The sequence below is a fragment of the Frankia sp. Mgl5 genome (assembly GCF_023242985.1).
In the GTDB taxonomy this organism is placed as follows: domain Bacteria; phylum Actinomycetota; class Actinomycetes; order Frankiales; family Frankiaceae; genus Parafrankia; species Parafrankia soli.
In genome coordinates this window covers 123790-133847 of sequence record NZ_JALKFY010000010.1, presented here as the reverse complement: position 1 = coordinate 133847, position 10058 = coordinate 123790, and the positions used below count along the sequence as shown (strand labels likewise).

The following is a 10058-nucleotide window of genomic DNA, read 5'->3' as shown; positions in this document are numbered from 1 at the left end:
GCGTTGCCGAGGATCGCCGGATCCAGAGTGCGCGGATCACTCAGCGTGAGGATCCGCCCTTCGCCGCCCGCCACCGGTTTGGCGGAGACGCCCGTGGACGGGCTGGTATCACCGCCGCCGCCACATGCGGCCAGGAGGAGCGCCACACAGCATGCGACAGCGGTGACGAGTAATCGCGTCTTACGAATCATCAGGGGACCTTTCATCAGTGTTCGGGATCGGTAAAGCGGCAAAGGGCGCGGGGACTGGGGACGGCTAGCTCAGGTGGCGCCCGGCTACGGGCGGGTGGTCAGTCGTGCAGAGTGTGGCCGAACTGGTGGCGTGGTCGCCTGTTTCGTTGAGCGCGAACACGGTGAAGGAGATGACGGGGGGCGGGACGAACACCATGTGGAGGGCATCGGTTATCGCATCCTTGCCATCGGAGATCATCCCGCCCCAGCTCGGCTGCAGCGGCGGAATGCCCATGCCCAGGGAGCTGAACGGCCCCTCGGCCACGATTGGGGCGGCCATCACGATCGGCCGGTAGGCCCCCAACGGGGGCGACAGGTTGGGCAGGATCTCCCTTGACAGGATCCGCCGGCGGCTCTCGCCCATGTTCCGCTCGGCCATGACGAACTCCCGCGACGACCAGGCGAGGGTGGGACCACCCCGTCACCGCAGCCGGCCAAGCTGCATCGCAAAGACGTAGGTCAACACGGGACCCGCAATGAAGGCGGGTACCGAGAGGACCCGAGGACAGTGCGGTGATCGCCCGATCGATCGCCGTCCCGGGCCACGTCGCGGACACCACGGCCAGCGCCCCGGCGACGAGGAGAGCAAAAACAAGTGCCAACGCCGCCAGTTCCAACGTCATCGGCAGCCGCTCGACGATCGCCTCGACGACGACAGGTTGCCCGGTCACCGGCGAGGCGCCCAGGTCACCGCACACCGCATCCCAGAGCCAGTTCAGGTACTGCGACCACAGCGGTTTGTCCATGCTCAGCTTCGTGTTCAGTGCTGCGATCGCCTCCGGGGTCGCGTTCTCGCCGAGGATGACCGAGACCACCGAACCTGGCGCCAGGCCCGGCAACGCCACCGCGCCCATGGTGACGAGTAAGATCACCAGTAGGCTCCGTCCGGCTCGTCTCGCAGCAGTGAGCACGACGCAGCTCGCTTTCTTGGTCCTGGAGAGGGCATGACAACGACCGAATCGGTCCGTGCAGCGTCACTAGCAGCGAATACACCGAGATCTCTCAGAGAGGGTTATAGCCGCTGATCATGACGTTGCCAATGTTTACTCGGGAGTAGAACGACTCGCCCCTCGGCCTCGCGCCCCACTCACCCGACCACCACCAACCAGGCCAGGCCCGGCCACCAGCCCCACACAGGGTATTTATACTCAATTATCACCCAAATAGAGACATACAGAACATTCCGTCTCGCAGCCGGTTGGCAGAAATGGCTATAGCGGTTCCACTGACAAGGCTGGGAACCGCACGGTGGAGCGGCTGATGGGCGAGTTGGACCTGGTCGGCGCGGTCCGCGGTGACCACAAGCGGCGGACCCACAAGCGGCGGACCACGGTGTCGGATCCGGCGGCCGAGCGGCTCGCGGACTCTGATCCGACACAACTTCGCCGCGGACCGGCCGAACCGGCTGTGGGTAGCCGATAGGTCGCACCGATAATCACAGCTCCGTCCGAGGCTCCGTATCTAGACGCGACGGTGGCCTACTCGCTGCCCCGCGGGTGAGCGACGGCGAGCACCAAGCCGTCACGGTCGACGACTCGAACCGCGTCGATGGCATCCGCTGGGATCGAGCTCGCTCCGACGACATCAGCCTTCGTTGTCGGCGTCGACGACCAGCTGGCCGCTCGTTCCGTCGTGCCGTCGACGCTGGCGACCTCCGGTGCGAAGGGGCCGCTGCCGGGAAGGCTGTCGAACGCGACGGCCAGCGACGTTCCCCATGGTTTCGTGATGAGCGTGGCGCGGCCAGTGATCGCCGTGCCCGTCGCGGCGACGAAGGAGGTGGAGGGCCCACTCGGTGCCCTGGCAAAGGGACTGTTCACGACGAGACCGATTCCGGCGCACAGGACGAGCACAGCAGCGACCGCCGCGAGGCGCCGGGAGCGGGTTCGGTGAACCGACCGTCGTCGGCGCGCACCCGCTGGAGCAGCTTGTCCAGAGGGTTCACCGGCCCCCGCAGTGCCCGGCAGACGCCGGAGCAGCGTGGGAACCGACGCCGTCTCGTCGAGTTCGGCACGGCATCCGGCGCAGCCGGCGAGATGGGCTTCGACGGCGTTCCGGTCGTCGACGTCCAGACCGCCCAGGACGAAGGCCCCGAGCAGGAACCGGACCTCGTCGTGCTCGGGTGTCATCGACCGACCCCCATCTCCTCGGAGGCGTCACGCAGCGCGCGGATCGCATATTGACGGTGCCCTCTGGCAGTGCCAGGCGGGCTGCCGCCTCGCGTACCGACCTTCCCTCGTAGTACAGCTCTTGGACGACAGCCCGGTGCGCGGGCGAAATACGACCTAGCGCCTCCGCGACCACCCACTCCTCGATGGCCTGGCTCACGTCGTCGACGGCGGGGGCGGCCGCCACGACCTCGCCGCCGTCGTCGCCGAATGACGGCCGTCGCCGCTCGGCCCGCCAGGCGTCGGTGATGACGTTTCTGGCGATCGTGAACAGGTACGAGCGAACTCCGTCGGGCCGGAGCGACACGTTGCGGGATCGCACGCCGCTGGGCCAGCCCTGACCGCGCAAAGTGATCAGCAGCTCACCGATGTCGACCTCGCTGCGGTCATGGCCGGCCGGTGACCCCACATCGACCGGTCCTGATCCGGTCCTGACAAGCTTTCGGACGTTCTGCCCCTACTTGCCGAGGAGCGCCGGCGATGCAGGAACCGACATCGGAGCCCGACGGTACGAACCCGACCAGGCCGGTCTGCGGGAACGAATCCGGTGGCGAGCCGGCGGTGTCCCGTCCGGCCGGTGATCCTCCGGGTGGGCCGTCCTTGGCTGAGGTGGAAGATCCGCGTCAGGACCTGTCCTCGCCGCCGGGGACCGACGACGAGACGGGGCGCGGCGGCTACCTGCATCCATCCGAGGGGTATCCGCTCGGCGAGGACGAGCGCGCCCAGCCGTCGGTCGTCCCGCCAGCGAGCCCGGGGCCGGATGCGTCCGATCCTGTCAGCGGGGCCGCCGTGGGCCCGGGATCGGGTCCCAGCCGGCGCCGTAACGTTCTGCTTGTGGTGGCGGCCTGCGTGGCCGCTCTGATCATCGCGGTTCCGGTGGTCGTCTGGACCTCGTCGGGGTCGAACGGTTCGGGGTCGAACGGTTCGGGGTCGGCGGGTGGAAATCTCCGTGACGCGGACGGAGAGATCGTGGAGGGGCCGAAGGGGGTCCGTCCGGAACAGGACACGGCGGGATCCGCGTCCCAGCAAGTCGGCGTGGCAGGCAGCTCCGTGGCACCGGTCGCCCCGGAGGCCGGCGGGGAACCGTCGAGGCAGGTGCCCACCTCGGGTCTCGGTGGTTCGGGGTCCAAGCCCGACGGTTCGGGGTCGCTCGCGCCCGCCGACGCGCCCGCGCCGACGGTTCCGCCCGCATCCCAGGGTGCACGGGCCCCCGCGCCTCCGGCCGCGCCGGCTCCCGCTCCGGCACCTGCGCCTACGTCCGCACCCGCACCCGCACCCGCACCCGCACCGAAGCCGAATCCGTACTCGGCGACGCAGGTGTGTGGGTCGGGGTATTCGCAGATCGACCGGCATTCTCTGGCGGGTGACACGGCGGTGATCTATCTGCTGTACAACGGTAGTCGGAACTGTGTGGTGACGTTGAAGTCGGGGTCGGGTGTGGGGGTGGCCGAGTCGATGGGTGCGTGGGTGCAGGTGGAAGGTAGTTCGGCGCGGCAGTCTGATTCGGGCAGTTTTCAGTACTACGCGGGGCCGGTGTACGTGTACGCGCCGGGGAAGTGTGTGAAGTGGGGCGGTAGTTACGCTGGCTCGTCCTGGGGGAGCGGCTGGGAGCACTGCGGCTGAGACCGCCACGGCCGGGACTGCAAAGCGAAGTACGTCTCCCTGGCCTCGACGAGGGTGTTCAGCCGGCCGAAGAGCTCGAAGTTCACCGCGCCGAACAGGTGAATCCAACCGATGACGCCCCGCGCCAGCATGGATACGGGCAGCTCGGGGGTTCACCCGGCCGTTCGTCCTCGACTCGACCGCCACCATCGCCGTCTTCGGGCGCACCCCGAGGCCGGTCGACGAGGCGCTCTGCGAGGCGGCGCGGCACCTGCGCTGCTGAGGGCAGCACGCGAAGTCGGGGGGCAACGCCCGCGGATGGCGTGAGCCCCGATCGTGATGTTGGGGTCGTCGTTTGCAGGCGGTGGCTCTTTGGAGGGCTTCACCCCCTGTCTATGGGCGGCGTGAACGGAACGGCCGAGAGGCTCGCCGATCTCGCCCGGTTCGGTCTCGTACACGTCCCATGCGTCATGGAGATAGCCAGCCAGCCGATCCCCGACCCTGACCGCCTCCTCGACGACGTCGAGGAACTCGGCGGTCGGCGGCCGGACCGCGACAATCTCCAGTTCCGCCAGCATCGCTCGGCCCGCTTCGACCAGATGGTGCAGATCCCATCGCGGATTGCTGTCCGGGATCGCGCCGGCCTCCCGCACAAGCCGGCGAACCCGCACCAGTTCCGCGGGATCCGCCGGGTCGAGCCGGCCGGCCTGTCTCAGCAGCCTGGCCGCGAACAGCCGGTCCTCGAGAGCCCGAGCCGCGACGAGCTGAATCAGCTCGGCCCGGGTAAGAGCCGCCGCGGCCTCCTCAAGGAGGCGTTCCGCCAAGGACAGCTCGAGGATCGATATCACCTGCCGAAAGCGACCTGGCGTCGAGCCTGAAAGAACTGCGGCGTTCAGAGCGAGGTCCAAGCCTCAGCACCACAGCCGGTGCGTGGACGTCGCCCGTAGGCGTCGGATCGAGCGCGGCCGGATCGTGTTCCGGTGGGACGGTTCTGCTTGGCGCATTCACAGATCCGCGCGGTTCAGGCGGTCGAGGAGGCTGGGTTTGCGTGCATGATCCTGCCGGAGGGCCGCGCAGCGTAGGGCGAACTCGTCCAACCGGAAACTGCGTTGAGCCAGGATCCGCAGGTCGGTGAGGAGCGTGACGGCGGCAGCGTACCCGGCGGGCTTACGCTCGGCGATCAGCGCCTCGACGTGGGCCCAGGTGGCTTCTTCGTCGTGGGCGAGTTCGTCTAGCCGTCGCTCATAGGCGAGCGCCCTGGCTCGTTCGCGGCGGGATTCCTCCTCGGCCCGCTCCGCGACCTGGCGGCTCTGCCGTTCGGCGCGCCTGTGCGCCATCCCGTCGAGAAGCTCGGCCACCGTGCGCCGCGGCGGATCAGCGGCGACGCTCGGGGCCGTTTCGTCGTGGAACCGGCGCAGCATCTCCATCCGCACGGCTGCGGCCTCATCCTGGACGACGCGCAGGAGCAGCCTGTCCCTCTCCGCGGTGGACAGCATCGCCACCCAGGCCGCAAGGTGCGTGGGGTCGTCGACGGTCCTACCCAACGGACAGCGAGCCCTGCGGCTCGTAGTCCCAGTCGCCGGAGTCGTCCTCGCTCGTCAGGGCGAGGACGAGATGCCTGCCCGCGGTCCAGGCCATGACGTGGTCACCGACACAATACGGCTCGGCCGCATCCAGATCGAGCAAGCTGCGCGGCAGGCGGAACATGATGCGCCGCGTTCCCCAGTTGGCCAGGTAGAGGTGCGCGTCGTAGTAGCGCCCCATCAGCCGGTCCGGATCGCCGCGGAAGTCGCCCCAGTGGTACTCGTCGACGAAACTGCTGGCGGTGATCCGCGCGCGGGTGGACAGCGCGCGAATCTCGGCCTGCGCCCGTGCGTCGAGCGTCCGGTCGAGGGCAAGAAACTCGTAGTACTGGTACTGGCTCACTGCCAGTCCCGCGGGTTGGTGTGGGAGAACGGTGTCGCGCGGAACGCCGAGTCGTCGCCCCTGTGGATGAACAGGTGCCCGCTGAGCACGTCGCCGTCGCCCAGCACGGCCCAGCCGCGCCCACTGATCTCATCGCCTTCGTCGTCGCCGTCCCAGCTGAACTCGACGAGGGGCCGGCCGTCGCGCGTGCCCCAACGACAGTCCATCCAGCCGCGAACGGCGATGAACCCGAACTCGCCGGTCCCGTCCCGGTCGACCTCGATGTACCCGGGGCCGACGAGGTCGATGGCATCCTGGTCCCACAGGTCCATCTCCACGATCCGCCACCGCCCGGTCAGACGCTTCATCCGATCCTCCGCCCTCGCCGTGGTCGCTCTGTCGGACTGGTCCGGGTCGTGGGTCTGGTGGTGGTTGCCGTAGTGGCTCCCGACCGCGAAAGCCCACAGCCCCGACGGCCGTAGCGGACGGGGCGCTTACCGAAAACCCATCCGCGCAGGCCAGAGAGGTGAAAGTCCACCCACGGCGACGTCCTTCGTGGCTCGGGCCGGCGGCGCCGGATGTGGCATCATGATCTGCCGTGCTGCTGTGCCTGACCTATCTCGCCGTGATCCACACCTTTACGCTGCTACACCTCCTACCCATGAGCGATCGGAAGAAGGACACAGAGATCCTGGCGCTGCGGCACCAACTCGCGATTCTGCAGCGCCAGGTGGACAGGCCGGCATTCACTCCCGTGTGGACCACTTTCAGTGGTCAGTTGATTTGCCGGTTGCTGGTTCGCCGTGGAGCAGGGCGCCGAGTTGGGCACGGGAGGAGAGATCGAGTTTGGTGAAGATGTGAGTCAGGTGCCGTTCCACGGTTCTGGCGGAGAGGAAGAGTTCGGTGCCGATCTGCTTGTTGGTTCGTCCCGCTGCGACGAGCTCGGCGATGTCTCGTTCACGTGGGCTGAGCACCTCGACGCCTCGCCCACCACTGCCACGTTGCGCGCTGTGTCCGGCCTTCATGCCGATCTTGGTAAGTTCGCGCACCGCCTGGTCGTGGCCGCGCCAGGCGCCGGCCAGATGGAGTTCGGCGCGGGCCCGGTCGAGCATGTCGGTTGCCGCCGCATGCTGTCCGGCCGCGGCGAGGGCACGTCCGGCGAGCAGGCGGGCGCGGGCGGCGTCGAGGCGGGCGCGGATGCGGTCGGCCGTCCGGGCGGCGGCCAGCGCTGCCGTGGCGGCCTCCTCGTGATGTTCCTGCGCGAGCAGGACGTGACCCCGGGCGTAGTCGGCCAGCGCGGCGGGCATGCTGGGCGTGCCCAGCCGGGCTGCTGCTTGTTCGAGCCGCGCCAGCCACGCCTGGGCGTCGTCATACAAGCCGCGGTCGGCGGTGGCCCGGGTGAGCACCTGCCAGGTGTGACATCGATAGCCGGGTGTCATGAGTTGGGCTTCGGGACCGCCGACGGTATCGAGGATGACGGTAACGCTGCGTGCCGGGTCACCGGCTTCTAACAGCGCGTCGCCGAGTGCCCAGCCGGAGGCGGCGGCGACGGAGGACGGCCCGAGGCGACCCGAGAGGACGAGGGCGTCCTCTGCGGTCGCCACCGCCTGCTGGACGTCACCACGCCCGAGCGCGACCCAGCTGTCGGTCAGCAGCGCGAAGGCCAGAAGCTGGTCATGGCCGGCGAGCCGGGCGCTGTCCACGGCTTCCTGGGCAGCCTCCGTCGCTTCCCACAGGCGCCCCAGCTGGCGCAGGGACATGGCCTTGTTGATCAGTGTCATGACGAAGAACTGGCCCTGTCGGGACGTCCGGGCGACGGCGAGGCCACGGTCAGCGTGCCGGACACCCGACTCCCACCGTCCCAGCAGCCACTCGGCCCCGGCCAGGTAGTAGGTGGCGTCCAGCCGAGCGGACAGCTCAAGGTCAGTCAGCCCGTCGACGATTGTGGCGGCGGTGTCCAGTGATTGCACGCCGCGTTCGGGCTCGCCGTCGGAGTACAGGCCGACCGCGGCCAGGGAGTGGGCCGTCGCGGCGGCGGCGGGATCGTCGAGGCTTTCAGCCAGCGTGAACGCCTCCGTGGCGCGCTCGCGCAGGGCCGGCCAGTCCGCGCGCCAGAACCCGTCGCCGGCGAGCTCGATCAGCAGCGCGGCAGCTTCGGTGGACCGGCGCGAGGGCAGCTGGTCGAGCGCGGCCCGTAGCCGGTGATGGGCGTGGTCGTGTAGACCGAGGAAGTGCTCGACCCCGGCGCAGAAGGCTTCGAGCTGGACCCTCGTTCCGATCTGCTCCGCCGGCAGCTGCGCGAGCGCTTCCAGCAGTGCGCGGCGGCTGTCCTGGAAATGCCCGGCGGCGCCCAGCGAGGTGGCCAGGGGTACGAGCAGCTCCAGCCGCTTCGTCGTATGGCGATCGCCCGTGGGCGTCAGGCGGAGCGCGGCGTCGAGGCGACGAGCGGCCAGCAGCGGCGCTTGGCTGGTCACAGCGTGGCCGGCGGCGGTCAGGATAGCGATCGCGTCGTCGTCACCGGGCTGCGCCGATGCCTCCACGTGGTGAGCGAGCTCCACTGGTGGCGCCCCGCGGAGGCGCAGCGCCTCGGCGAGGCGGCGGTGCGCCCCGATGCGCCAGCCTGGCCCGGCCGACTCGTACACGGCGCGGCGGACCAGCGGGTGGCGGAAGGTAAACCGGCGCGGCACGTCGGTCGGCTGGACCAACCCGGCCGCCGCCAGCACGTCGACCAGGCCAAGTGCGTCCGCATCGGATATTCCCGCGGCCAGTGCGGCAAGCTGGACGTCGAACGGTTCCCCGGCGACCGCCGCACCCCATGCCAGGGTGCGTGCCGCCTCGGGCAGGGGGTTGATTTCCTGCCTGATCGCGGCGCCCACGAGCCGCGGGATCTCCCCTGCGCGCAGGCCGCCGCCGGGGAGGTGGCTGCCGCGGTCGGCCGCGCGCGCGAGCTCCAGCAGGTAGAACGGGTTACCCCCGGACTCTGCGTACACGGCCTCCACGGCGCCCGGAGGAGCCGTGTCCCCGAGGAGGAGCTCGGCGTCCGGTCGGGTCAGCGGGCCGAGTTCGATGGTCTCGACCTGCCCCGCCGAATGGCCGCGATCGAACGCCGCCCGTACCCGATCCGACAGCTGAGCCGGCCGGTGAGCGGCCGCGATCATCACCGGTCCAGGCGGGGGATGCGCCAACAGGTAGGTCAGCAACTCGCCTGACGCCGTGTCAGCCCAGTGCACGTCGTCCAGCATCAGGACCAGCGGCGCCGATTCGGCCAGCAGGCCCAGCAGCGTGCGGACCGCCCGGTGGATGCGGTACCGCTCAGCGGCCACGGCAAGCACCGGTCCGCCGGCCCGCCGTTCCAACGCTGGGACGACGGCCGCGAGATACGCGAGGGCGGCGGGCTCGAGCCGTTCGAGCCCGCGGCCGTCGAGCCCGACTAGATAGTCATCCAACGCATCCGCGAAGACGGCGAACGCTACGTCCTCCTCGAACTCCGAGGCCGTCCCCTCCAGGACGAGGAAGCCCCGCTGGTCGGCGCGTCCGGCCGCCTCTGCAAGCAGCCGCGACTTACCGATACCCGGTTCGCCGATGACCTGCATGACCATGGGAGTACGCGTCGCCTGTGCCGGCCCGCCAAGTTCCGCCAGGATGCGTTCGATAACAGCAAGCTCGCCTTCGCGCCCTACTAGCGGCATGGCCACCCGTCAAGGGTAGTGGCGGAGGTCCGCCAAGAACATGGCGGGCCTTCCCCATCAACCCGTACGTATGTGGCGGACTCCCCCGATGCCGGGCTTGCTCGCCATGGCACATGATCGTGAGCATGGCCAACTTCCGGCTCAGTCACCGGCACACCTCGCAGGAGTGTCGGGCGGCATTCGCCTGCTGGCGCGGTTTCGCTAGTCCGCTGCGCCATCACCCCACCACCGGAAGCTGCCACATCGACGACCACCAGCTCTGGTGGGACGTACAGGCAGACAACGCCGATGCGGCCCTCGCCCTGCTGCCTCCTTTCATCGCGCAGCGCACCAAGGCGACCCCCACCGGACAGGTACCAATCCCATGAACGGAGGCGGGTGTGCCACGGGGGGCCACATCCGCCTCGGTCCCGGCCGGTGACCCACGCTCACGCCGTGCCAGCTCCCATCGATGGCGAACACGGGTA

Annotated in this window: 6 protein-coding genes and 4 pseudogenes; 1 reads left to right on the top strand and 9 read right to left on the bottom strand. The window is 69.4% G+C overall.

Annotation, left to right across the window (positions count from 1 at the left end):
• The 6 genes and pseudogenes from MXD62_RS07565 to MXD62_RS07545 form a co-directional block, all read right to left on the bottom strand.
• Positions 1-191, bottom strand: a pseudogene (locus MXD62_RS07565) (ABC transporter substrate-binding protein); the annotation flags it as partial.
• Positions 192-255: 64 nt separating this feature from the next.
• Positions 256-609, bottom strand: a complete 354-nt coding sequence (locus MXD62_RS07560; RefSeq protein ID WP_248828706.1) for a hypothetical protein — start codon at positions 607-609, stop codon at positions 256-258.
• Positions 610-895: 286 nt separating this feature from the next.
• Positions 896-1084, bottom strand: a pseudogene (locus tag MXD62_RS07555) (ABC transporter permease); the annotation flags it as partial.
• Between the two features lie 624 nt (positions 1085-1708).
• Positions 1709-2356, bottom strand: a complete 648-nt coding sequence (locus MXD62_RS07550) for a zf-HC2 domain-containing protein (RefSeq protein WP_248828697.1) — start codon at positions 2354-2356, stop codon at positions 1709-1711.
• Positions 2357-2447: 91 nt separating this feature from the next.
• Positions 2448-2531 (bottom strand): annotated as a pseudogene (locus MXD62_RS40125) (RNA polymerase subunit sigma); the annotation flags it as partial.
• Between the two features lie 1441 nt (positions 2532-3972).
• Positions 3973-4149: a hypothetical protein gene (locus MXD62_RS07545; RefSeq protein WP_248828696.1), complete on the bottom strand. Its 177-nt coding sequence runs from the start codon at positions 4147-4149 to the stop codon at positions 3973-3975.
• A gap of 252 nt (positions 4150-4401) precedes the next feature.
• Here MXD62_RS07545 and MXD62_RS07540 point away from each other — a divergent pair, with 252 nt between their 5' ends.
• Positions 4402-4875, top strand: a complete 474-nt coding sequence (locus MXD62_RS07540) for a hypothetical protein (RefSeq protein WP_248828695.1) — start codon at positions 4402-4404, stop codon at positions 4873-4875.
• 126 nt (positions 4876-5001) lie between these two features.
• Here MXD62_RS07540 and MXD62_RS40120 read toward each other — a convergent pair.
• From MXD62_RS40120 to MXD62_RS07520, 3 genes and pseudogenes are all read right to left on the bottom strand, one after another.
• A pseudogene (locus MXD62_RS40120) lies at positions 5002-5923 on the bottom strand (hypothetical protein).
• Positions 5920-6270 carry a hypothetical protein gene (locus tag MXD62_RS07525; protein WP_248828692.1) on the bottom strand — a complete coding sequence of 117 codons (351 nt, stop codon included), beginning with the start codon at positions 6268-6270 and terminating at the stop codon, positions 5920-5922. The pseudogene MXD62_RS40120 and the gene MXD62_RS07525 overlap by 4 nt, the downstream one beginning before the upstream one ends.
• Positions 6271-6669: 399 nt before the next feature.
• Complete coding sequence (locus MXD62_RS07520; RefSeq protein ID WP_248828691.1) at positions 6670-9591, bottom strand: LuxR family transcriptional regulator; 2922 nt, start codon at positions 9589-9591, stop codon at positions 6670-6672.
• Between the last annotated feature and the right edge of the window lie 467 nt (positions 9592-10058).